The following is a 22,260-nucleotide window of genomic DNA, read 5'->3' on the forward strand; positions in this document are numbered from 1 at the left end:
GGAAACCACTATGAGTATTTCTTTTGTACGTATCGATGACCGCGTAATCCATGGGCAGCTCGTGACACGTTGGGCCAAAGAGCTGCCCTGTGACGGAATTGTCGCGATAGACGACGCCGTCGCGGCCGACCCTCTGCTCTCTTCGGTGATGAAAGGCGCCGTGCAGGACACCAAAGTCTGGTTGTTTGATACGGCCACCGCGATTGAAAAACTGCCGAAAGTCATTGCCAGCGAGAAGCGTTATTTCGTCATTGGCAAATCCCCCATGACGCTCAAACGCATTGAAGAAGCCGGTATCAGCCTGAAAAATGCCAACGGCAAGATTAATGTGGGTCCAATGAGTGCCCGTGCTGATACCACCACCATCGGCCCGAATCAGTCGGTCAACGGGGATGAAATTGCCGCCTTTGACTGGCTGACGCAGCATGGGCACCTGGTTGAGTTTCGCCTGGTTCCTGATGCCAGTTGCTACAGCTGGCAGGACGCACGTCAGAAGCTGAAATAAGGAGCGCACGATGATTATCGAAGCTACGTTGATTGGCATACTTTGCTATCTCGGCGCCCTCAGCAGCCCCTGGCTGCTGGGACTGACCGGCGGCTGGTACCTGATCACCCGCCCGCTGATTTCCGGAATGCTGGTCGGGATTATCCTCGGCGACATTAAAACCGGGATCATGATTGGCGTTGCGGTTCAGGCGGTGTATATCGCGATGGTTACACCCGGCGGTTCGATGCCCGCCGACCTCAACTTTGTGGCTTATCCGGCAATTGCTTTAGGGATCCTTTCCGGAAAAGGCCCCGAGGTCGCGGTTGCGCTGGCAGCCACCATCGGTATCGCCGGAACCATTTTGTTTAACGCGATGATGGTACTGAACTCCTTCTGGAATCACCGGGCAGATGTGGCGCTGGAACGGGGCGACGAACGCGGCATTTACCTGAACAGCGCCATCTGGCCACAGGTGACAAACTTTGTCCTGCGCTTTGTACCGACCTTTATTGCAGTCTACTTCGGGGCACAATACATCAGCGGTTTTATGGACAGTTTACCGAAAATTGTTCTGTCGACGATGAACGTACTGGGCGGCATTTTACCCGCCGTCGGGATCGCGATTTTGCTCAAGCAGATCATCAAAAACTACACCATGCTGATCTACTTCCTCGTCGGTTTTGTCTGCATCGTCTTTTTAAAACTCAACATGGTCGCGCTGGTGATCGTCGGTTCGCTGCTGGCGTTGATCCATTACAACTACAAACCGGAACCGCCGCAGGCCGCGAATGCAAAGTCGGTAGCCGATGATGATGAGGATGAATTCTGATGGAAGAACGTACACTTACACGTAAAGATCTTCGCCGCTGCTGGCGCGCATGGATGATGCACAACTTGTCATCGATGAGCTTTGAACGTCTGGAATCTTTTGGCTTTTGCCTGAGTATGCTCCCGGTGGCGAAAAAGCTCTATCCCGACGCAGCCCAGCGTACTGAGATGCTGCGCCGCCACGCCTCGTTCTATAATACGGAACCCCAGATAGGCGCGATCGTAAATGGCATGGTGCTGGGGCTGGAAGAGAAAAAAGCGAACGGTGAGCCGATCGATGGGGAGACCATCAATACCCTGAAGGTTGGTCTGATGGGGCCTATTGCCGGGATCGGCGATTCAATGATCCCTGGCATGTTGATCCCTATCCTGCTCAGCATCGGTATGGCCCTGGCGGCCGGCGGTAACATTCTGGGGCCGCTGTTTTATACTGTTGCCTGGCTGGCTATCATCATTCCCGGTTCGTGGTTCCTGTTCCTGAAAGGCTACAAGATGGGTTCCGGCTCGGTGGAAATGCTGGTGAGCAGCAAGTCTGCCCGTCTGCGAGAAGCGTTATCGCTGCTGGGCGTGTTTGTTATGGGAGGCGTGGCGGCAAGCTACGTTAAACTGGGTACCGGGCTGGAATTTATTACCAAAGATGGGGTGAATATCCACGTTCAACAAATGCTGGACGGTATCTTCCCGCAGTTACTGCCGCTGATTGTGGTGCTTGGCACCTGGTATCTGATGGCCAAACGTGGTGTGTCGCCAGTGAAAGCGATGATTTTACTGTTGATACTGGCCGCCATCGGCGTCGCCACGGGCCTGTTTGCAGGGTAGCCTCTCACATGTGCCTGTCATTTGCCGGATGGCGCATCCGCTTATCCGGCAAAATCAGTACCGGGGCTATACCCCGGTTATTTTATGGATGAAAGTTTTGCCACAACTCAGGGTGCTTGTCCGGGCGCGAGATAAATTGAAAACGCGCCGGGTCCTCGATGAATTGCTGGTAAACAGGTGCGGAAGTAATCGAAAGCTCGGTATATTGTCGGGGCGTTACGGCCTGCAGTCGTCCAGGAGTGTAACGCGGATTATGCTGCCAGATAACGTTGTTTCCCTGCAGTAACGGATACCACGCCAACCCTTTATGCGCACGAACGGCCTCGTACTCAAAACCATATTCACGATCGCACCACGCGCCAAAAGTTAACGGTACATTCGGGTCTGCGGATATGGTCGCATGTCCCCAACCGGGTGGTACCAGCACTTTCTCACCGGGTTCAGCGATCACAGCGAAACAGCGGCCCGGGTCGTCCTCAACATACTCCTGCATATAGATTATCGCTTTTCCCTGCCAGATTTCGTAAAGCTCCGGCGGGGACCAGCCGCTGTGCTGACTGATACGATGAATATGTCCCTGACTACGCACCGGCTCCTCCCCCAGCCGTCCCGCCGCATAGGTCACCACGCCAAACAACAGCATCCGCTTTTTCAACTCTTCACGATCCTGCATTCGCGCCACATCCATCGCAATGGCATACACCTCTTGCGGCCCTTCACAGTATGGATCGCGCAGCGAGGCGCGGATGTCATCGAGTTGACGAATTTCCGGCATCGGCCCGGTAACCTCATCCCCATAGCTAAAACCAAGCGGGCAATGATGAACCGTCATATCGAGGCCGTAAGAATGCGCTAAGTCAGCCATTCTGTACCTCCTTCGCCTGAACCCTCTTATTTTCTTCAAAGACTCTTATTCTGAAGCCCCTGGCAAGCGCCGCATAATCATGTCCCGCAATCCCCGGCCATACGGCGAGCGCCGACAGCACCTCCTCCCCGGTGTTGATTAACCGATGTGCGGTAAAGCCAGGGATAATATGGACGGATCCGGCGAATACCTTTTCCAGCCTCGTGTCGCCCTGTTCGGTTTGCAACAGCAGCAAACCGGTGCCACGCAAGCCAAAATAGACTTCCCCCTGTTCGCGGCGCGCATGGAAATGCCCGCGGGTCATAAAATATTCGCAGCCGACCCGGCCAGGATAAAGATGAGTAACGCCGGTGTAGAGTTCACCATCTGCGGGAGATGTATCCAGCATCTCAACGTCATACACGACCTGCTCGCCAGCCAGTTGCTGACGGGCGCTTTCATCGGCAAAAACGTGAGTAAGATCCTGAATACGGGTGGATTTGCGCAATAACGGGCCATCGGCCAAAGCGCCGCTTGCCCACGCCACCTGCGGTGGCTGGATAAAAGAAAGGTTCATATGTGTCTCCGGCCCGAGGAGAACAACAGGGTAAGATTAGCAGATTAATCGATTAACCTGCTAATTCTGTTTGCATATTGCGGGCCGGATCACAGCCTCATGGCGCCAGCGCCAGCACCTCTGCCACCCACTGCTGGAACCCCTCAACGTCAAGGCCCAGCGCGACCTGGGCATTTGCCGAATGACCCAAACGCCCTTCAATATCCACCACCGTCGTACCCGAGGTATATTCGCCCTGGGTTTCAACCGCCACGAAGCACGGCTGCAGGGTAAACAGTTCTGGGCGCACCAGCCAGGCAATAGCGCACAGGTCGTGCATTCGCAGCCCCGTATTCATGCTGCCGCTACGGTAATGGCTAAACAGCGCGTGCAGCATTTTTCCCGTCTGGTTAAGCTGAGGCAACGTCGCCAGATAGTCTGGGGCGAGCATGGCCTGATTAGTGACATCCAACCCACACATCACAATCTCCAGCCCGCTCTGGAAAACTTTCGCGGCAGCCTCGGGATCGATAGCAATATTAAACTCGGCGTTTGGCGTGAAGTTCCCGCGCCCGGCTGACCCCCCCATAATCACCAGACGCTGAATGTTGAATACGCATTCAGGATAATGGGTCAGCAGCAGCGCAATGTTGGTCAGCGGGCCAATCGCCACCAGCGTCACGGGCTGCGGGGCATGCATCAGTGCATCGCGAATCGCCTGGAAGGCGGGTTTTGCCATCACCTGGCGATCGTGCTCGACAAACTCATACCCTTCCATACCGGACTCGCCGTGTACGGAAGCGGCATCACGCAGCGGTCGCACCAGCGGCATCGATGCTCCCTGCGCCAGCGGAACATCCGCATTCCAGAAGTGCAGCAGTTGCAACGCATTACGGGTGGTTTTTTCCACCGACACATTGCCTGCTACCGTGGTCATTAGTTGCAGATCCAGCTCAGGGGCAAACAGCGCGGCGGCAATAGCGGCGGCATCATCAATGCCGGGATCGGTATCAAGAATGATCGGTAAGCGCATGGTTTCTCCATAAAAAAATGCCAGACGTTAAGTCTGGCATCTTCTCATAATCGTAACCGGAAAGACTTACTCTACTTCACGAACATCCACACGCAGCTCTTTCGGTACTTCGAAAACAATGTTTTCTTCACGGCCTTCCAGCGGAATAGCTTCTCCACCGCCAAGCTCTTGCAGGCGAGCAATCACGTTTTGCACCAGGATATCCGGCGCCGAGGCTCCGGCCGTCACGCCTACGCACGTAGCTTCTTTCACCCACGCTTCCTGGATGTCGGTCGCATCGTCAATCAAATACGCTGCTTTCCCCATTCGCTGGGCCAGTTCAGCCAGACGGTTGGAGTTAGAGGAGTTTTTCGAGCCGACCACCAGCACAACATCAGCCTGTTCCGCCAGCGCGCGAACCGCTTCCTGACGGTTGGTGGTGGCATAACAGATATCGTCTTTGCGCGGCCCGACAATTTTCGGGAAGCGTTGGCGCAGCGCGTCAATGACGTCAGAGGTGTCGTCGACGGAGAGCGTGGTCTGCGTCATGAAGGATAATTTTCCTTCATTTTTGACGTCCAGTTTCAGCACATCTTCTGGTGATTCAACCAGATACATTCCCCCTTGCGGGTTGCTGTACTGGCCCATTGTGCCTTCGACTTCCGGGTGACCGGCGTGACCGATGAGAATTGACTCTTCACCGCGACGGCTGGCGCGGGCAACTTCCATATGCACTTTCGTTACCAGCGGGCAGGTCGCATCAAAAACCGTGAGGTCACGGCCTTTGGCCTCGTTACGTACCGCCTGAGATACGCCATGAGCGGAGAAAATCAGGATCGCGCCATCCGGCACTTCGCTGATTTGCTCGATAAAAATAGCGCCGCGCTCGCGCAGGCTATCCACCACATAGCGGTTATGCACCACTTCATGACGGACATAAATCGGCGCGCCGTAAATAGCCAGCGCGTTTTCCACAATGCTGATAGCGCGGTCTACACCAGCGCAAAAACCGCGCGGGTTGGCCAACAGGATCTGCATTTTACGCCTCCAGTGCCGGTTCGACTTCCAGCACTTCAATATCAAAATGAACGGTATGCCCGGCCAGCGGATGGTTGAAATCAACCGTGATCGAGTCACCGTTAATTTCGCGGATCACGCCAGGCATCTCACTGCCGTCCATTGCGGTAAAGAGCATGATAGCGCCAATTTCTGGCTCACCCGCGTCCATAAATTCCCGACGCGAGAAATACTGAATTAAGTCCGGGCTTGACACGCCAAAGGCGGCATCCGGTTCCAGAGCAAAAGTGGTTTTATCACCTTCTTTTAACCCCAGCAGGTGTTGTTCCAGTCCTTCAGACAGAGAACCGTCGCCCAGGCGAAACAGCGCAGGCTTGCCGTTATTGCGGGTTGACTCTGCGGTGGAGCCATCGTCGAGCTTAAGGGTGAAGTGCACCAGCACCGCACTGTTACTCTGTACTGATTTAGACATGCAGGTTGCTCTTTAAAATTGCTGCCGCCTGTTTGCCCGGTGGCGCTACGCTTACCGGGCCTACAAGGATCGCAGTATATTGTAAGCCGGATTAGCATAGCGCCATCCGGCATTTTTTTATGCGGCTTTTTTCTCTTTCGACGGCAGGAAGCCTTCGAGAACAATCAATGCCGCCCCGATACAGATAGCTGTATCGGCCAGATTGAATGTCGCGAAATGCCAGTCGCCGACGTAAAAGTCAATCATATCAACCACGAAGCCGTGCCACAGGCGGTCGAACAGGTTGCCCAGCGCACCGCCAATGATTAATGCATACGCGATGTTGTTTAGCTTCTGCGTTGCCTTCGAGCGATACATCATCACCATCAGGATAACGCAGATACCAATAGCGATACCGGCAAAGAACCAACGTTGCCAGCCGCCGCTGTCAGCTAAGAAGCTAAACGCCGCACCATAGTTACGCGCGTAGTGCAGATTAAGCGACGGAAACAGCGACACCGTATCCCCCAGAGCAAAGTTCTGGAGGATCAGGTATTTGCTGCCTAAATCGATAATCAGCACGACTACCACCAGCCACAGCCAGCGTAGTCCTGTTGAACAAAGAGGCTTACTCATCAGGCAAACTTACGTTGTTCGCCATCACCGGCGATGTTGCTGACACAGCGTCCGCAGATTTCTGCGTGTTCCGCCACCTGGCCGACGTCGGTAGTGTAATGCCAGCAGCGCGGGCATTTCTCACCTTCGGCTTTGCCGAGAACGATTTTCAGACCTTTGAGCAGTTCGCTCTGCTGAGCATCAGCAGGAGCCGCTGCATAATCCGCAACCGTCGCACCGGAGGTCAGCAGAACAAAACGCAACTCTTCGCCCAGCGCGGTCAGTTTCGCCGCCAGTTCTGGTTCAGCGTACAGGGTCACTGCCGCCTCCAGAGAACCACCGACTTTCTTATCCGCACGCGCCTGCTCGATGACCTTGTTCACTTCGCCGCGCACTTTCAGCAGCTCGTCCCAGTAGGCGTCATTCATCGCTTCGGTTTCGCCTAAACCAAACAGACCTTCGTACCATTCCCCGGTAAAGACGTACTTCTCACGATCGCCCGGCAGGTAGCCCCAGATTTCATCGGCGGTGAAGGACATGATCGGCGCCATCCAGCGAACCAGCGCTTCTGCAATATGGAACAGCGCAGTCTGGCAGCTACGACGCGCCACACTGTCCGCTTTCGCGGTGTACTGACGGTCTTTGATGATGTCGAGGTAGAACGAACCCATTTCTACAGAGCAGAAGCGCATCAGACGCTGTACCACTTCGTGGAAGTCATAGGCTTCGTAAGCTTTCAGGATCTCTTCCTGCGCCGCTTGCGCACAACCTACCGCCCACCTGTCCAGTACCACCATCTCTTCCGGTTTCACCATATCTTTTACCGGATCGAACCCGTTCAGGTTCGCCAGCAGGAAGCGCGCGGTGTTACGGATACGACGATAGCTGTCGGCAGCACGTTTCAGGATTTCGTCAGAAACGGCCATTTCACCGGTATAGTCGGTTGAAGCGACCCACAGACGCAAAATATCCGCGCCCAGTTTGTTCATCACATCCTGCGGAGAAACCGTGTTACCGATAGACTTGGACATCTTACGGCCCTGACCATCAACGGTGAAACCGTGGGTCAGTACCTGGCGATAAGGTGCTTTGCCTTTCATGGCGGTGGAGATCATCAGAGAGGACATGAACCAGCCGCGGTGCTGGTCAGAGCCTTCCAGATACATATCGGCCGCATGGCCTGCAAACTCAGGGCGCACGTCCACGACGGATGAGTGGGTTGAACCAGAGTCGAACCACACGTCCAGTGTATCCGGGACTTTGACATACTGGTCAGCTTCGTCGCCGAGGATATCTTTCGGATCGAGATCCCACCACGCCTGAATGCCGTCAACTTCAACGCGTTTGGCGACTTCTTCCATCAGTTCGACAGCGCGCGGATGCAGCTCTTCAGTGTCTTTGTGAACAAACAGAGACATCGGCACACCCCACGTACGCTGACGGGAGATACACCAGTCAGGACGGTTGGCAACCATCGATTCAATACGCGCCTGACCCCAGTCAGGGATCCACTGCACGCCTTTGATCTCTTTCAGCGACTGCGCACGCAGACCTTTCTGATCCATGCTGACGAACCACTGCGGCGTCGCGCGGAAGATGATCGGCGACTTGTGGCGCCAGCAGCACGGATAGCTATGCTGCATCTTCTCAACGTGCAGTAGCGCGCCTTTTTCGCTCAGCAGCGCAACAATTTTGTCGTTAGCTTTAAAGACGTTCACACCGTCAAGTTCCGGATAGGTACCCGCCAGGTATGCGCCGTCCGGGCCAACCGGGTTAGCGATTTCCAGACCGTATTTCTGGCTGATGACGTAGTCATCCGGACCGTGACCGCCAGCGGTATGGACCGCACCGGTACCCGCATCCAGCGTAACGTGATCGCCAAGAATTGCCGGCACGTCAAAGCCCATAAACGGATGGGTAAAGCGCAGCAGTTCCAGTTCAGCGCCTTTCACCGTGCCAAGAACAGTGTATTCAGCCGCGCCAATACGCTGCATGACGCTTTCAACCAGATCCTTCGCCAGAATCACGGCCTGCCCGTCAATCTGCACCAGCGCATAGTCAAAATCAGGCGCCAGAGAAATTGCGCGGTTCGCGGGTAACGTCCACGGGGTGGTGGTCCAGATAACCAGTGAGATCGGGCCGTTGACGTCAGAAACACCAAATTTCGCTTTCACCGCGTCCTGATCGGCAGCGTGGAACGCCACGTCGATGGACGGGGAGGTTTTGTCATAATACTCAACTTCCGCTTCCGCCAGCGCGGAACGGCAGTCAACGCACCAGTGCACCGGCTTCGCACCTTTGTGCAGGTGACCGTTGCCGATGATTTTACCCAGCGCGCGAATGATGTTGGCTTCAGTTTTGAAGTCCATGGTCAGGTACGGATGTGACCAGTCGCCCAGCACGCCAAGACGGATAAAGTCTTTACGCTGACCGTCAACCTGCGTAGCAGCGTATTCACGGCATTTGGCGCGGAACTCCGCGGCGGTGAACTTCTCGCCCGGCTTGCCGTATTCCTGCTCTACTTTCAGCTCGATTGGCAGACCGTGGCAGTCCCAGCCCGGAACGTAGGGCGAGTCATAGCCCGTGAGTCCTTTGGACTTCACGATAATGTCTTTCAGAATCTTGTTAACCGAGTGACCAATATGAATGCTGCCATTCGCATAAGGAGGGCCATCATGCAGAATGAAGGTTTTTTTGCCTTTTTTGGCCGCACGAATGATGCCGTACAGGTCATCATCAGTCCAACGCGCCAGCATTCCCGGTTCACGCTTGGCGAGATCGCCGCGCATCGGGAACCCTGTTTCCGGCAAATTCAGGGTTGATTTATAGTCACTCATCAGATTCTCGGTTCCGTATTTAAAACTCGTATAGGCATTAAGCCGGTTTTGTAAGCCCAAAAAATTCGCGGGCAGTCAACTCATCACGCGCAATCTGCGCTTTTAGTTCATCCAGCGAGGCAAATCGCTGTTCGCTGCGTATTTTTTTACGCAGCACTACATCTATATGGCGACCATACAGGTCCATTACAACGTCCAATAGATGCACTTCCAACTGTTGGCGTACCCCTGCTATCGTCGGGCGGGTACCGATATTGGCGACGCCGGGCAACGGTTTGTCACCCAGTCCTATCACTTCAACCGCATAAACCCCTTTCACCGGAGAAACCTGGCGACGAAGCGGTAAATTTGCCGTCGGAAAACCAATGGTGCGCCCTAACTCATCACCGTGAACGACGCGTCCTGAGATAGTAAAAGGATGCCCAAGCAGGCTTTCGGCCAGTTGCAGGTTATCTTCTGCCAGCGCCTGACGTACCGCGGTGCTGCTAATGCGCACACCGCCTTCACAGAAGGTTTGGGTGCTGGTGATATCAAAACCATACTCAGCGCCCGCTTCCTGTAATAACAAGAAATCGCCCGCACGGCTAGCGCCAAAGCGGAAATCATCGCCAACGGCAAGAAATTGTACACCAAGGCGCTTAACCAGCAGATCGCTGATGAAGGTCTGCGCCGTTAATGCCGCAAAGCGCCTGTCAAAACGCACGCACAGCACGTAATCAACGCCGCACTCTGCCAGATAACGCAGTTTTTCCCGCAGGCGGGTGAGGCGCGCAGGTGACTTGTCCGTCGCAAACAGCTCAAGCGGCTGCGGCTCGAAAATCATCACCATCACCGGTAAATTGCGTTTGCGTCCTTCTTCCCGTAAGCCCTGCAGCAACGCGCGGTGGCCACGGTGCACGCCGTCGAAATTACCAATAGTCAGCACACACCCATGCGGGGCCTGACTGAGATTATGTATGCCTCGTATCAGCTTCATGTCTGGCTCAAAACAGTGAAAATCGTGAAAGTATACCCTGTACCGCGGTCAACGTTAACCGGCGATTGTTTCTACGAAACAGAAAGAGGATTGTTTTCATTGTTATGAAACAAATTGCAGACCTTCTGCGGCACGCTAATGCAATTTTTCTCGTGGAAAAGCTGTATTCACGCCACGCAAGCTGGTAGAATCCTGCGCCATCACTACGCAACGAGTGCTGCAATTTAAACGGCGCTTATTTGCACAAATCCATTGACAAAAGAAGGCTAAAAGGGCATATTCCTCGGCCTTTGAATTGTCCATATAGAACACATTTGGGAGTTGGACCTTGGCTAATATCAAATCAGCTAAGAAGCGCGCCGTTCAGTCTGAAAAGGCCCGCAAGCACAACGCTAGCCGTCGCTCTATGATGCGTACTTTCATCAAGAAAGTATACGCAGCTATCGAAGCTGGCGACAAAGCTACTGCACTGAAAGCATTTAACGAAATGCAACCAATCGTGGACCGTCAGGCTGCTAAAGGTCTGATCCACAAAAACAAAGCTGCACGTCATAAAGCAAACCTGACTGCACAGATCAACAAACTGGCTTAATCGCCTGCTTGTTGTCGCTTTGTGAAAAAACCCGCGCAAGCGGGTTTTTTTATGTCTGTCGTTTGCAGCCCGCTTCGACAGCCCCCTCATTTGCTGAACTTGTTCATCCCCACTCCTGCCCGTTTCTCCTGTCAGCCAGCCGTCCCACCAGATACATGAAAGTTATTTTCTTTCACTGTTTAACTTTTTTAATTTCATTGTAGGGGAAATTGTGACCACCATAACAAATGACATAATAACTTAGCCAAAAACGAATAAACGCAATCCTGAAGTAAGATTTGATAATTGATCGCGATGCCTGGGTTAACTATTTTTCACAAAACCAATTAACCACTATTTCAATCCAAAGGTGAACGTTTCCTGGCAACAAAAAATAAAAAACACCCTACTGCTTAGAAAGTAAAAGCTGTTTTTCTGGGCGTATCGCACCAATATCGGAGTTATCATTATGAGTTCTGTTATTGAGGATACCCAGTCTTGCGGGTCAGCATCATTATCTTTACTGCAGCGTATTAGCTACGGCTCTTTGGATGTGGCGGGTAATCTGCTGTACTGTTTCGGTTCAACCTACATCTTATATTTCTACACCGATGTTGCGGGTATCAGCCTAGCCGTAGCCGGGGTTATCCTACTGCTGGCGCGTATTGTAGACGGCATAGACGCCCCCATCTGGGGGATCATCATCGATAAAACGCGTTCGCGTTACGGTAAATGCCGCCCCTGGTTTTTATGGTTACCGCTGCCTTTTGGTGTATTTAGCGCGCTGTCATTTTGGTCTCCTGATATCAGTATGACAGGAAAAGCCATCTATGCAGCAATATCCTACATGATCGCCAGTATTCTATTTACCGGACTTAATACACCTCTCAGCGCAATATTACCCTTGATGACCCTGTCCCCTAAGGAGCGTCTGGTATTAAATTCCTGGAGAATGACCGGCGGGCAAATTGGGGTGTTATTAATGAATGCCACTGCGTTGCCCCTGGTTGCATTTTTAGGTAATGGAAACGACCATGCAGGTTTTATTTATACGGCAATTTTGTTTGCCGTCATATCCTGTTCGTTAACGCTTTTCGCCTTTAAAAATATCCGCGAAATGGATGCGGATAAAATTCAGCAAGAACCCAGATTGCCGATGAAAAAAAGCTTCGCGGCGATGAAAGGTAACTGGCCATGGATCTTAATGGTGCTGGCAAATTTGATCTTCTGGATTGCCCTACAACAGCGCTCCACGACCATTGTCTACTATCTGACCTACAACCTCGACCGCAAAGATCTGGTTCCGCTGATTAACAGCCTGGCGACAATTCAGATCCTGTTTATCATCGCCATTCCTTTCTTTAGCAAATACCTCGCTAAAACCTGGATATGGGTAGGTGGTCTGCTGGTCGCCACGCTTGGCGGCGTCATGATGTGGCTGGCTGCGGACAACATTCCTTTCCTCATCGCCGCCTGGGTACTTGGTAATATAGGCAGCGGTATCGCCTGTTCAATGCCGTTTGCCATGCTGGGCTTCGCCGTCGACTTCGGCGCATGGAAGACGGGTATCAAGGCTACCGGCATTCTTATCGCCTTCGGCAGTACTTTTTGCATCAAGATGGGCAGTGGTTTGGGTACTGCATTCGCCGCCTGGATCATGAACAGTTTTGGCTATGTTCCGAACCACGCCCAGAATGCTGCAGGTCTGGAGGGAATTACCTGGGCCTTTATCTGGGCGCCCGCCCTGCTCTTCGCTCTCGCGGCGATCCCGCTGCTTTTCTTCCGTAAATACGAAGCGATGGAAGAGAAGATTCGCCACGATCTGGAAACTATCAACCAATAACTTACCTTCACCCTCGAAATACGGGAGGCACCACCATGCCATTTGTGCAACATGATCCGCGTCGTCTGGTCTGGCAGCAAAACGATCGCTATTTGTGGATTGAACCCTGGGGCGAGAACAGTCTGCGCGTACGCAGCGGTCGTCATCTCGCGGTAATGAGAAATGAAGACTGGGCATTGAATGAGCCCGTCGCAGAAAGCCTCTGCCACATAGTTTATGAGCACCACCAGGCGACGCTGACCAACGGTAAAATCACCGCTATCGTCAATCAAAAAGGGCAGGTCTCCTTTTACCGCCATCCGCATAAGCCTCTGTTACAGGAGTTCTGGCGTCTGCGGGGTGAAATCGGCGAGGACGAGTCTTCACACGGGCAGTACGTCAGCGCGCTAAACCTGGAGGGGCGCGAGTTCCGCCCTATTCCGGGAGGAAAATATTCGATTAAAGCCCGCTTCGAAGCCGCCGAAGGGGAAAAAATCTATGGCATGGGCCAGTATCAGCAGGCCAATTTGGATCTCAAAGGATGCGTTCTGGAACTGGCACAGCGTAACTCCCAGGCCTCTGTACCGTTTATGCTCTCAAGCCTAGGCTACGGATTTTTATGGAACAACCCGGCAGTGGGTCGCGTAACGTTCGCTCACAACGTAACCGAATGGGAAGCTCAGGTCAGCGAACAACTGGACTACTGGATCACCGCTGGCGATACCCCTGCGGAAATCAGCCAGGCTTACGCGCTCGCTACCGGCACACCGCCGATGATGCCGGATTACGCCATGGGCTTCTGGCAGTGTAAACTCCGCTATCGAACCCAGGAAGAGCTGCTGGCGGTCGCCCGCGAATATAAACAACGCAACCTGCCCATCTCGGTTATCGTTATTGATTTCTTCCACTGGCCTAACCAGGGTGACTGGATGTTTGACCCGCGCGACTGGCCCGATCCCGACGCCATGATCGCCGAACTAAAATCACTGGGTATTGAGCTGATGGTCTCCGTCTGGCCGACGGTGGATAATCGCACCGAGAGCTATCGGGAGATGCGCGAAAACGGCTGGCTGGTGCAAACGGAACGCGGATTGCCGATCAATATGGATTTCCTCGGCAACACGACGTTTTTTGACGCCACCCATCCTGGTGCGCGCGATTACGTCTGGGGTAAAGCTAAGCGCAACTATTACGATAAAGGCGTAACGCTCTTCTGGCTAGATGAAGCCGAACCTGAATTCAGCGTTTACGATTACGACAACTATCGCTATTACGCCGGGCCGGTACTGGAAGTGGGTAATATCTACCCACGAATGTACGCCAAAACTTTTTTTGATGGTATGAAAGCCGATGGCGAAGACCAGGTTATAAACCTGCTGCGCTGCGCCTGGGCCGGCAGCCAGAAATATGGCGCGCTGGTCTGGTCCGGTGATATTCACTCTTCGTTTCGATCGCTACGCAATCAGTTTGCCGCCGGACTCAATATGGGGATCGCGGGGATACCGTGGTGGACAACGGATATCGGTGGTTTTCATGGCGGTAATATTCACGACCCCAAATTCCATGAGTTGCTGATTCGCTGGTTCCAGTGGGGCGTCTTTAGCCCGGTGATGCGCCTGCACGGCAACCGCGATCCGCAGATTTTACCAGAACATCCTTACCGTGATGGTATTGCCCAGTGTCCGACCGGTGCGGCGAACGAAGTGTGGAGCTATGGTGAAGAGGTGTGCGAAGTGTTGACCGGCTGTCTGACGTTGCGTGAAAAGTTAAAGCCGTACATCAAAGCGGTAATGGCGGAAACGCACGAACGCAATGCGCCGGTAATGCGCACCCTGTTTTTTGAATTCCCAGAACAGACAACAAGTTGGGAGATTACCGATCAATACTGTTTTGGCCCCGACCTGCTGATTGCGCCGGTCATGCATGAAGGTATGCGCGAGCGTGACGTTTGGCTACCAGAAGGGGAAACATGGACGGATCTTGCGACCGGCGAAAGTTATTCTGGAGGGCAAACGCTGCGCTATGCCGCACCACTGAACAGAATACCGGTATTTATCCGCGAAGATGGTCAGTACCGGGGTTTGTTAAGGCTGTAGATTGATTCCGGCTGCGGGCAACCACCGCAGCCGGAAGGATTATGACGTTCTGGCTTACTGCAGCTTAAATAATGCCGAGTAGTCCGCATTGCAAATACGCTGCACCGCCGGATGCTGGATCATTCTTTCCGCAAATATGGCGTGATACTCCTCCATCACATTCTCTACGCGTCCAATTTCAACAATAGAATCATCGGCATAGAAATTGTGCGAATAGAGCGTAGGCGCAACAAATATAGCGTTGTGCGTTGCGCCAAACGCTTTCATCAGCGCGGCGTCGTCAAACTCGCCGAGGATTTCAACGTTCAGTCCTTGTGAGTTAATCCAGTTCAGCAGCTTACGCCCGAGCATCGAACGACGCCCGGGGATTAACAATCGACGCTCTTCCAGACAAGCCGGGAATGGTTTCTCAGGCAGCGGCTGGGTGCACCAAAAACTCACGCTGCATTCGCCAATCCGCACAGAGAATAACCCTTCCTGCTGCGTTGAATCGATCGGGCAGTCGGAGATGATCATATCCAGCTTATGTTGGCTCAGCTGATCAAGCAGCATCTCGTGCGTTGATTCAAAACAGCGCAAATGGATTTGTTCATCTTCAACAACTGCGGCATCCAGCACGCTGCTGACCAGCTGTTTGGACAACGCATCTGCCACACCGACATCGAACAGTAAATTCGACTCTTTGCGGTAGTTCACGATATCCAGCATTTCCTGGCTTAACGTGAACATCTTATCCGCATAACGAAAAACTAATTCGCCTAACTCGCTTGGCTCCAGCCCACGCCCCTTGCGCTTGAATAGCTTTCCCTGCAAACGTTCCTCAAGCGCTTTAATCTGTCCGGTAATGGTTTGCGGCGTCAGATAAAGTGCTTCTGCAGCGCCAACCACCGAACCTTCTTTATAGACATGCCAAAAGTAGTACAGGTGGTTGTAGTTTATATGAGACATACTCACTCCCTGAAAATTGTCACAAAAGGGTTATCCCGTCAGGCTGACGCGTTCAACCGGGTGCGTAACCAGCAGAAACCTATTACCGCCGACAGCAAGGAACCGATCAGGATCCCCAATTTCGCCCAGTTAATCAGCTCAGGATCGACGTTCCCAAACGCCAGGCTGGCGATGAAAATTGACATCGTAAAGCCAATGCCGCACAGAATGCCGACCGCCATAATTTGCTGGAAGTTCGTTCCCTCCGGCAATTGCGCCACCTTAAGGCGTAACGCCAGCCAGCAAAACAGGCTGATACCCAGCGGTTTGCCGATCAACAGGCCGGCAATGATCCCCAGCGGTAACACCGAGGTCAGTCCATCAACAGTAACGCCCTGCAATGAAACGCCCGCGTTAGCGAAGGCAAACAGCGGCAGGATCAGGTATGCCACCCACGGGTGCAGAACATGCTCCAGTCGCTTCGCCGGTGAACGCCCGTGTTTTTCCTTCAACGGAATGAAGAAGCCGACGATCACGCCCGCCAGCGTCGCATGCACGCCTGACTTCAGTACGGCCGTCCACAACACTACGCCAACCAGAATATAAATACCGGTGCGTCTTACACCGCACAGATTCAATGCCGCCAGAACGAGGATCGCGCACGCGGCTACGCCCAGCGACAACAGCGAGAGATCGCTGGTATAGAACAGCGCGATGATGACGATAGCGCCGAGGTCATCGATAATCGCCAGCGCCATCAGGAAAATTTTCAACGCCAGTGGAACACGACTGCCCAACAGCGCCAGCACGCCTAATGCAAAAGCGATATCCGTTGCCGCCGGGATAGCCCACCCCTCACGGGTGACAGGGTCGGCATAGTTGAATGCCAGATACAGCAGCGCCGGGACAATCATGCCCCCGATTGCGGCAATGATCGGAAACGCCGCCTGACGCAGGCTGGCCAGTGAACCTTGCATCAACTCGCGCTTCACTTCCAGACCAATCAACAGGAAAAACACCGCCATCAACGCGTCGTTGATCCACAGCAGCATATTTTTGTTGATCTCAAGCGCGCCAACCCTTAGTTGAACGGGCGTTTCCAGAAAGGCGTGGTACCATCCACTGGTCACCCCGATATTTGCCATCAGCATAGCGACCACGGCAGCGATGATCAGAATGATGCCCCCCGAGGCGTCACTACTAAAAAAACGATGCAGATGTTTCACTTTTATTCTCTCTATTGGGTGAATACTTCGTAAATACTATCTTACACCCTCAAAAAGCTCGTTAAAATTAGATTATTCATGATGAATAGGTCGGTTTTTACGATGATATCTTCATTGCTCAGGCAACGTGCCTGGCAGGACAATGCGCGAGATCATGCTTCAAATCTCACCTGGCCTTGGCCATGAGTTTGTGAAGCTCTGCGTCGTTTCAACAGAACATCAACCTATTCTTGATATCGACTATTTATTAATAATATTTAATATCGGTCATTTGCCATAGAGAGTATAGGCAAGTTGGCACAATCAATAACGACAACTAAAAGCACAGCAATTGCTTTTTATTACAACTTCCACTAAAAACAGAATATTAGCTACGCTCAACTCCCGCCATAAACCGTGATTAAACGCTCTATATTAAAATAATTCATAGTGCAGACAATTCTCATCTATTGAAGAATACAAAATCTCCGCCTACGATGCAGAACCCACAGGAAACCAATGGTAAATAGAATCATGACCATATATACAATCAACAATCAATGTACTTATGATGATAAAACTCATGAAATCAAAAATCTGAAAAGCTCAGATAGATTAATAATGACAAGTATGAGGGTAAGATGTCTAAGATATATGATCCAAAATTCACACGAGGAAGTTATTCACAAGAAACAGCTTGCGCAGGCTCTATGGGGAGAACGCTGCCAGTTTGTGAACGACGCAAACCTGACTCAGCTATTATATTTATTGCGTAGAGATCTCAGAGAATGTGGTCTGCATGATTTTTTCTCTACCATCCCGAGGCTAGGTGTAAAAGTTAATGCTGACATCATTATCAATAAACCGGTGAAAAAATTATGGCTTCATCAGCGGTTGTGTAAAAACATACTATTTATTACTGTGTTAATTATTTTCTCCGTTCTGGCATTCATATTCATTCATTAATCACTGGGTCAATCATTAGAACCTATAACAGGCATCTCATAATGGACATAGGGATATGTCATGACATTTTATTTTTATCAAGAATAGATTGCAGTAATAGAATAAAATCTTTTGCTACTTGATAACGCTCACTTTTAACAGATATGCAGGCATAGACAGGCATTTTTTTAAATGAAAACTCACTGGGTGGTCGCATAATTTTCACTTTGTAATTTCTGACATCACGAAAATACAAAGCATAATTTAAAGGTACCAGCGCAATCATATCGCTTCGTTCCACAACATTAAAAACCCCAACTAATGAATCACTATGATAACCCGCATTCCTGCGTCCTTTGCAAAAAACTGTGTTCTCATACAAATCAACCACGTCCGCCGCTGCTGGGGTAAAGATATCCGTATGATACATTGCATGTTTACTGGCATAGAAATTATGCAGCGACAGTGCATCTAACTCATACAGTAAATTATGACTACCACATATGCACACATAGTCTTCAATATAATCAATAAGATGAACATCTACCAAATGATGTTCAATGGCTGTGAGACCAAAAGAAATATCGATACGTCCCTTTATCAGCATCGTACTTAACGCGTTTTTTTCATTTTTCCTGGCTGAGTAGTGGTTAATAATATAATTACTGAATAAATCGCAATCATTAAATACAGAAAAGTAGTAACTCTCAATAATATCACCCCCTAAAATAATGATCTCATTATCTTCTTTGGCGTGATGTTGGCTATTGAGGGTTGCATCGATAGCAGAAATAACTTGCCGAAACACCTGGTGCAAATCTTTTCCTGCCACAGTTGGCACCAGACCATCTCGGGTTCTGATAAAGAGATCTTCGTCATAGATGGTGTGCAGCCTGACAAGAGCATGAGAAACCGCCGCTGGCGTCACCTCCAATTTTTGAGCTGCCCGGGTTGCATTTCCCTCCGTGATAACAGCATCAAATACTTTAATCAGGTTGAAATCAAGATTTTGGTAATGTTTCTTTCCAACAACCATTCACGTATCCCTGTATCAATATGAAAATTTTATCGCGGCAACAGATTACCTTCGGGGATAATTTATTACAATAAAATTACCAGATAACAAGTTATAAATAAACAATACTATTGTAATTACCTACTTTATAAGTATCAGACTCGCCATCAAGATTCATAGCGTAAATGCATGTACAAAAAACGCACATCAACCGTAATAAAAAAAGATAAAAACATTATCACAATTGTTGTTTATCTAAATTAACAATAAATGATTTCTCAACACTCAGGACTTAATCTAGCCTAAAGTCTGATATTAACCAACGAGTGGATTTACAGGCGGCATATTAAATACTGATAACCTGTATTTTCTTATTATGTTAGTGAGGCGCAATAAATTAATGAAACAGTATAAAATCAACGATACGATTATTTATAATGAGTCATTACGAGAAATCACATCATTACAAGATAAAACGATAATAAAAATGACGCATATGCGGGCACAATGCTTAAGCTTTTTGCTTCGCAATGCAAAGCGAGATCTGATTACGCGCGAGATGGTCACAGAAGCCGTCTGGGGGCAAAAAGGGAAATTTATCAGTGACGCCAGCCTGACCCAACTGCTTTATCTGTTACGTCGTGATTTAAAACAAATTGGTTTGGACGAATTGTTCACAACATTGCCACGCCAAGGATTAAAAATTAATGATGATATTAATATCACTTTCAATGATACCCCAACCAGCTATACCTCACCAGCAATAAAAAATAAAACATTACAGGCAATATTTCTAATCACTTTATTGCTCACAATTTCATTCGCACTTGTCAGATATATGTAGGCCAATTGGGGAAAACGCATCATGAATAAGACTCTGGAGAACATTTTGATACTGGAAGGGGGTTATGTTGATAACCCGAAAGACAAAGGTGGTGCAACCAACTGGGGAATTACTGAGGCAACCGCCCGTAAACATGGGTTCTTGAATGATATGCGAGATTTAACTCGCAGCGAAGCCTACGCTATCCTCGAAGAGGATTACTGGATTAAACCAGGGTTTAAAGATGTTGCAAACCTATCCGAATCTATTGCATTTGAGCTATGTGATGCGGCAGTCAACATTGGACAACATCATCCTGTTTTATGGTTACAGCGCTGGTTAAATGTTCTCAACCGAGAAGAGAGAAGCTATCAGGATATTGTCGTGGACGGAAAAATCGGCCCATACACCATGGCAACGCTGCAATATTACCTGACCGTACGTGGCAAAGAAGGTGAGGAGGTATTGGTGAAAGCGCTAAATTGTAGCCAGGGGGCCTGGTATCTGAGTCTCGCCGAGAAAAACCAACAAAATGAAGAATTTATTTATGGCTGGATGAAAAATCGAGTCTCATAACATACTCAATTATGTTATCCCCCGGCTCATGGAGGAGCCTGCTTAAAGAATAAAAGAATATTTAAGCTTTCGCATTATCAAGCATACGTTTTATCTTATCTCCAAGAACCTTCAGAATGGGTCCAGCAAAGACACCACCAAGGCCAGCGGCCAATAACACCATATTAAAGCTGAGCTCTTTTTCAATCGCCAGAGCACTCAACAGGAAGCTGGTAAAACACGAAATAACCATCTGTGTTAAGCAATACCTGATTTTATCGAAAATACTTCGTTTTTCTCTATTTTCTTTTCTCAGCAGAAAGCTGACTACACCTCCCCAGGCGCCAATTGCAATTACCGTCATTAACACTTCCAGTTCCAGCAGCACAACTTCAGACGTAGCTAAATGATTTGAAATAGCCATGATTAACACTCCAGTTTTTAGCGAAATAGTGTTTACAGCTGGAGTTTATGCGCATTAATAAGATGAGAAAAATCACAGTGCATCATCTGTCAGCACAGCGTATCAAAGAAGAGAAATGATATTTCTCATGCACGGCATTAAGGCATGAAAATCGATAGCGAATTAGGCATTACGTTGAGGATAAAAAAACCTGGGCTATTTGCCCAGGTTCAGAGGAGTTCAACACTGAAGCTTAGCGCGTCAGATCGTCGAAGAACTTCTTCACACCATCGAAGAAGCTTTTAGAGCGCGGACTGTTTTGCTCGCCGGTCGGGCCGCCAAAGCTGTCCTGCAGATCTTTGAGCAGTTGCTTCTGCTTGTCGTTCAGGCCCACTGGGGTTTCAACCACCACGCGGCACAGCAGATCGCCCTGAGCGCCACCGCGTACAGACTTGACGCCCTTTCCACGCATGCGGAAAAGTTTGCCAGTTTGCGTTTCGCCCGGAATTTTTAACTTCACGCGACCGTCCAACGTCGGGACTTCAATTTCGCCGCCCAGCGCTGCCATCGCAAAGTTAATCGGTACTTCGCAGTACAGGTTATTGCCTTCACGTTCGAAAATTGGGTGCTGTTTCACCTGCACCTGAACATACAAATCACCCGCTGGCGCACCATGTTCACCGGCTTCACCTTCACCCGCTAAACGAATACGGTCGCCGGTATCAACCCCTGCCGGGATCTTAACGGACAGCGTTTTGCTTTTCTCAACGCGACCATGACCGTGGCATTTGTTGCACGGATCTTTGATCAGCGTACCGCGACCCTGACAGTGTGGACAGGTCTGCTGTACGGCAAAAAAGCCCTGACGCATCTGTACCTGACCGGAACCGTGACAGGTTGGACAGGTCTGCGGCTGAGTCCCTGCCTTCGCACCGCTGCCGTGGCAGACATCACACTCTTCCAGCGTCGGAATACGGATCTCTTTGGTGACGCCACGCACGGCTTCTTCCAGAGTGAGATCCATGTTGTAACGTAAATCAGCACCACGTGAGGCGCGCTGACGACCACGACCGCCGCCAAAGATATCGCCAAACACGTCACCAAAGATATCGCTGAAGTCAGCCCCGCCGCCAAAACCGCCGCCGCCGCCCATGCCGCCTTGCTCAAACGCTGCATGGCCGTACTGATCGTAAGCCGCACGTTTTTGCGCATCGGTCAGGATCTCGTACGCTTCTTTGATCTCTTTAAACTTGGCTTCGGCCTCTTTATCACCCTGGTTGCGGTCCGGGTGATATTTCATGGCCAGGCGCTTGTAGGCCTTTTTGATTTCACGCTCTTCCGCTGATTTGGAAACGCCTAAAATCTCGTAATAGTCTTGCTTAGCCATCTCTTTTTATCTGCCCCTAACATGCGTGCACGGGCGGAGAGGAAACCTCTTCGCCCGTGCCAGTAATTA

General features: G+C 50.8%; 23 protein-coding genes. 9 read left to right on the top strand and 14 right to left on the bottom strand.

Going from position 1 to position 22,260, the window contains the following annotated elements; genetic code table 11:
* Nucleotides 1–10 precede the first annotated feature (10 nt).
* From WHR59_RS19980 to WHR59_RS19990, 3 genes are read left to right on the top strand one after another with little or no spacing between them, the layout of a single operon-like run.
* Nucleotides 11–505, top strand: a complete 495-nt coding sequence (locus WHR59_RS19980; protein WP_043018378.1) for a PTS system mannose/fructose/N-acetylgalactosamine-transporter subunit IIB — start codon at nt 11–13, stop codon at nt 503–505.
* A 10-nt stretch (nt 506–515) separates the two neighbouring features.
* Nucleotides 516–1,316 (top strand): PTS mannose/fructose/sorbose/N-acetylgalactosamine transporter subunit IIC, encoded by an 801-nt coding sequence (locus WHR59_RS19985; RefSeq protein ID WP_016151644.1) that lies wholly within the window; start codon nt 516–518, stop codon nt 1,314–1,316.
* Nucleotides 1,316–2,134 (top strand): PTS system mannose/fructose/sorbose family transporter subunit IID, encoded by an 819-nt coding sequence (locus WHR59_RS19990; protein ID WP_043018376.1) that lies wholly within the window; start codon nt 1,316–1,318, stop codon nt 2,132–2,134. Before WHR59_RS19985 ends, WHR59_RS19990 begins: the two co-directional genes overlap by 1 nt.
* A gap of 82 nt (nt 2,135–2,216) precedes the next feature.
* On the opposite strand, the gene WHR59_RS19995 is transcribed toward WHR59_RS19990, so the two are convergent.
* From WHR59_RS19995 to WHR59_RS20035, 9 genes are all read right to left on the bottom strand, one after another.
* On the bottom strand, nt 2,217–2,999 hold the full coding sequence (locus tag WHR59_RS19995; RefSeq protein ID WP_213731778.1) for a glucose-6-phosphate isomerase family protein: 783 nt from the start codon (nt 2,997–2,999) through the stop codon (nt 2,217–2,219).
* On the bottom strand, nt 2,992–3,555 hold the full coding sequence (locus WHR59_RS20000) for a glucose-6-phosphate isomerase family protein (RefSeq protein WP_220771653.1): 564 nt from the start codon (nt 3,553–3,555) through the stop codon (nt 2,992–2,994). The genes WHR59_RS19995 and WHR59_RS20000 overlap by 8 nt, the downstream gene beginning before the upstream one ends.
* Before the next feature lie 97 nt (nt 3,556–3,652).
* Entirely contained in the window at nt 3,653–4,567 is a 915-nt protein-coding gene (gene rihC / locus WHR59_RS20005; protein WP_047406313.1) for a ribonucleoside hydrolase RihC, read from the bottom strand.
* Between the two features lie 66 nt (nt 4,568–4,633).
* Nucleotides 4,634–5,584, bottom strand: coding sequence for a 4-hydroxy-3-methylbut-2-enyl diphosphate reductase (gene ispH / locus WHR59_RS20010; RefSeq protein WP_043018372.1), 951 nt, complete (start codon nt 5,582–5,584; stop codon nt 4,634–4,636).
* A 1-nt stretch (nt 5,585) separates the two neighbouring features.
* Nucleotides 5,586–6,035, bottom strand: coding sequence for an FKBP-type peptidyl-prolyl cis-trans isomerase (gene fkpB, locus WHR59_RS20015; RefSeq protein ID WP_003018929.1), 450 nt, complete (start codon nt 6,033–6,035; stop codon nt 5,586–5,588).
* Between the two features lie 117 nt (nt 6,036–6,152).
* Nucleotides 6,153–6,650, bottom strand: a complete 498-nt coding sequence (gene lspA, locus WHR59_RS20020; RefSeq protein WP_003018932.1) for a signal peptidase II — start codon at nt 6,648–6,650, stop codon at nt 6,153–6,155.
* Nucleotides 6,650–9,466 (bottom strand): isoleucine--tRNA ligase, encoded by a 2,817-nt coding sequence (ileS, locus tag WHR59_RS20025; protein ID WP_043018371.1) that lies wholly within the window; start codon nt 9,464–9,466, stop codon nt 6,650–6,652. The genes lspA and ileS overlap by 1 nt, the downstream gene beginning before the upstream one ends.
* 37 nt (nt 9,467–9,503) lie before the next feature.
* Nucleotides 9,504–10,442, bottom strand: a complete 939-nt coding sequence (gene ribF, locus WHR59_RS20030; protein ID WP_338843398.1) for a bifunctional riboflavin kinase/FAD synthetase — start codon at nt 10,440–10,442, stop codon at nt 9,504–9,506.
* Nucleotides 10,443–10,449: 7 nt separating this feature from the next.
* A complete protein-coding gene (locus WHR59_RS20035; protein WP_072033398.1) occupies nt 10,450–10,665 on the bottom strand; it encodes a DUF2575 family protein in 216 nt (71 codons plus the stop codon).
* A 105-nt stretch (nt 10,666–10,770) separates the two neighbouring features.
* Between WHR59_RS20035 and rpsT the strand changes: the two genes are divergently transcribed.
* The 3 genes from rpsT (at nt 10,771) to WHR59_RS20050 (ending at nt 14,931) form a co-directional block, all read left to right on the top strand.
* Nucleotides 10,771–11,034, top strand: coding sequence for a 30S ribosomal protein S20 (gene rpsT / locus WHR59_RS20040; protein WP_003018940.1), 264 nt, complete (start codon nt 10,771–10,773; stop codon nt 11,032–11,034).
* A gap of 448 nt (nt 11,035–11,482) precedes the next feature.
* Nucleotides 11,483–12,856 carry an MFS transporter gene (locus WHR59_RS20045; protein WP_043018369.1) on the top strand — a complete coding sequence of 458 codons (1,374 nt, stop codon included), beginning with the start codon at nt 11,483–11,485 and terminating at the stop codon, nt 12,854–12,856.
* 35 nt (nt 12,857–12,891) lie between these two features.
* Nucleotides 12,892–14,931 (top strand): TIM-barrel domain-containing protein, encoded by a 2,040-nt coding sequence (locus WHR59_RS20050; protein WP_172862676.1) that lies wholly within the window; start codon nt 12,892–12,894, stop codon nt 14,929–14,931.
* Nucleotides 14,932–14,985: 54 nt separating this feature from the next.
* Here WHR59_RS20050 and nhaR read toward each other — a convergent pair whose 3' ends face one another.
* Both nhaR and nhaA read right to left on the bottom strand, forming a co-directional pair.
* Nucleotides 14,986–15,879, bottom strand: coding sequence for a transcriptional activator NhaR (gene nhaR, locus WHR59_RS20055; RefSeq protein ID WP_043018367.1), 894 nt, complete (start codon nt 15,877–15,879; stop codon nt 14,986–14,988).
* 38 nt (nt 15,880–15,917) lie between these two features.
* Nucleotides 15,918–17,084 carry a Na+/H+ antiporter NhaA gene (nhaA, locus tag WHR59_RS20060; RefSeq protein ID WP_043018366.1) on the bottom strand — a complete coding sequence of 389 codons (1,167 nt, stop codon included), beginning with the start codon at nt 17,082–17,084 and terminating at the stop codon, nt 15,918–15,920.
* 633 nt (nt 17,085–17,717) lie between these two features.
* On the opposite strand from nhaA, the gene WHR59_RS20065 reads away from it, so the two are divergent.
* A complete protein-coding gene (locus WHR59_RS20065) occupies nt 17,718–18,029 on the top strand; it encodes a transcriptional regulator (protein ID WP_230586361.1) in 312 nt (103 codons plus the stop codon).
* 58 nt (nt 18,030–18,087) lie between these two features.
* On the opposite strand, the gene WHR59_RS20070 is transcribed toward WHR59_RS20065, so the two are convergent.
* Entirely contained in the window at nt 18,088–19,044 is a 957-nt protein-coding gene (locus WHR59_RS20070; RefSeq protein WP_051642788.1) for a LysR family transcriptional regulator, read from the bottom strand.
* 379 nt (nt 19,045–19,423) lie between these two features.
* Between WHR59_RS20070 and WHR59_RS20075 the strand changes: the two genes are divergently transcribed.
* On the top strand, nt 19,424–19,867 hold the full coding sequence (locus tag WHR59_RS20075) for a winged helix-turn-helix domain-containing protein (protein ID WP_043018365.1): 444 nt from the start codon (nt 19,424–19,426) through the stop codon (nt 19,865–19,867).
* A 21-nt stretch (nt 19,868–19,888) separates the two neighbouring features.
* Nucleotides 19,889–20,422, top strand: a complete 534-nt coding sequence (locus WHR59_RS20080; RefSeq protein WP_043018364.1) for a glycoside hydrolase family 108 protein — start codon at nt 19,889–19,891, stop codon at nt 20,420–20,422.
* Nucleotides 20,423–20,483: 61 nt separating this feature from the next.
* Here WHR59_RS20080 and WHR59_RS20085 read toward each other — a convergent pair whose 3' ends face one another.
* Complete coding sequence (locus WHR59_RS20085) at nt 20,484–20,825, bottom strand: phage holin family protein (protein WP_080625745.1); 342 nt, start codon at nt 20,823–20,825, stop codon at nt 20,484–20,486.
* A gap of 232 nt (nt 20,826–21,057) precedes the next feature.
* Entirely contained in the window at nt 21,058–22,191 is a 1,134-nt protein-coding gene (dnaJ, locus tag WHR59_RS20090) for a molecular chaperone DnaJ (protein WP_008786151.1), read from the bottom strand.
* Between the last annotated feature and the right edge of the window lie 69 nt (nt 22,192–22,260).

This window comes from Citrobacter europaeus, from assembly GCF_037482245.1.
Taxonomy (GTDB): Bacteria; Pseudomonadota; Gammaproteobacteria; order Enterobacterales; family Enterobacteriaceae; genus Citrobacter; species Citrobacter europaeus.

Coding starts and splice junctions, on each gene's coding strand:
- WHR59_RS19980 (WP_043018378.1), top strand. CDS start 11: ATGAGTATTTCTTTTGTACGTATCGATGACCGCGTAATCCATGGGCAG.
- WHR59_RS19985 (WP_016151644.1), top strand. CDS start 516: ATGATTATCGAAGCTACGTTGATTGGCATACTTTGCTATCTCGGCGCC.
- WHR59_RS19990 (WP_043018376.1), top strand. CDS start 1,316: ATGGAAGAACGTACACTTACACGTAAAGATCTTCGCCGCTGCTGGCGC.
- WHR59_RS19995 (WP_213731778.1), bottom strand. CDS start 2,999: ATGGCTGACTTAGCGCATTCTTACGGCCTCGATATGACGGTTCATCAT.
- WHR59_RS20000 (WP_220771653.1), bottom strand. CDS start 3,555: ATGAACCTTTCTTTTATCCAGCCACCGCAGGTGGCGTGGGCAAGCGGC.
- rihC (WP_047406313.1), bottom strand. CDS start 4,567: ATGCGCTTACCGATCATTCTTGATACCGATCCCGGCATTGATGATGCC.
- ispH (WP_043018372.1), bottom strand. CDS start 5,584: ATGCAGATCCTGTTGGCCAACCCGCGCGGTTTTTGCGCTGGTGTAGAC.
- fkpB (WP_003018929.1), bottom strand. CDS start 6,035: ATGTCTAAATCAGTACAGAGTAACAGTGCGGTGCTGGTGCACTTCACC.
- lspA (WP_003018932.1), bottom strand. CDS start 6,650: ATGAGTAAGCCTCTTTGTTCAACAGGACTACGCTGGCTGTGGCTGGTG.
- ileS (WP_043018371.1), bottom strand. CDS start 9,466: ATGAGTGACTATAAATCAACCCTGAATTTGCCGGAAACAGGGTTCCCG.
- ribF (WP_338843398.1), bottom strand. CDS start 10,442: ATGAAGCTGATACGAGGCATACATAATCTCAGTCAGGCCCCGCATGGG.
- WHR59_RS20045 (WP_043018369.1), top strand. CDS start 11,483: ATGAGTTCTGTTATTGAGGATACCCAGTCTTGCGGGTCAGCATCATTA.
- WHR59_RS20050 (WP_172862676.1), top strand. CDS start 12,892: ATGCCATTTGTGCAACATGATCCGCGTCGTCTGGTCTGGCAGCAAAAC.
- nhaR (WP_043018367.1), bottom strand. CDS start 15,879: ATGTCTCATATAAACTACAACCACCTGTACTACTTTTGGCATGTCTAT.
- WHR59_RS20065 (WP_230586361.1), top strand. CDS start 17,718: ATGATCCAAAATTCACACGAGGAAGTTATTCACAAGAAACAGCTTGCG.
- WHR59_RS20070 (WP_051642788.1), bottom strand. CDS start 19,044: ATGGTTGTTGGAAAGAAACATTACCAAAATCTTGATTTCAACCTGATT.
- WHR59_RS20075 (WP_043018365.1), top strand. CDS start 19,424: ATGAAACAGTATAAAATCAACGATACGATTATTTATAATGAGTCATTA.
- WHR59_RS20080 (WP_043018364.1), top strand. CDS start 19,889: ATGAATAAGACTCTGGAGAACATTTTGATACTGGAAGGGGGTTATGTT.
- WHR59_RS20085 (WP_080625745.1), bottom strand. CDS start 20,825: ATGGCTATTTCAAATCATTTAGCTACGTCTGAAGTTGTGCTGCTGGAA.
- dnaJ (WP_008786151.1), bottom strand. CDS start 22,191: ATGGCTAAGCAAGACTATTACGAGATTTTAGGCGTTTCCAAATCAGCG.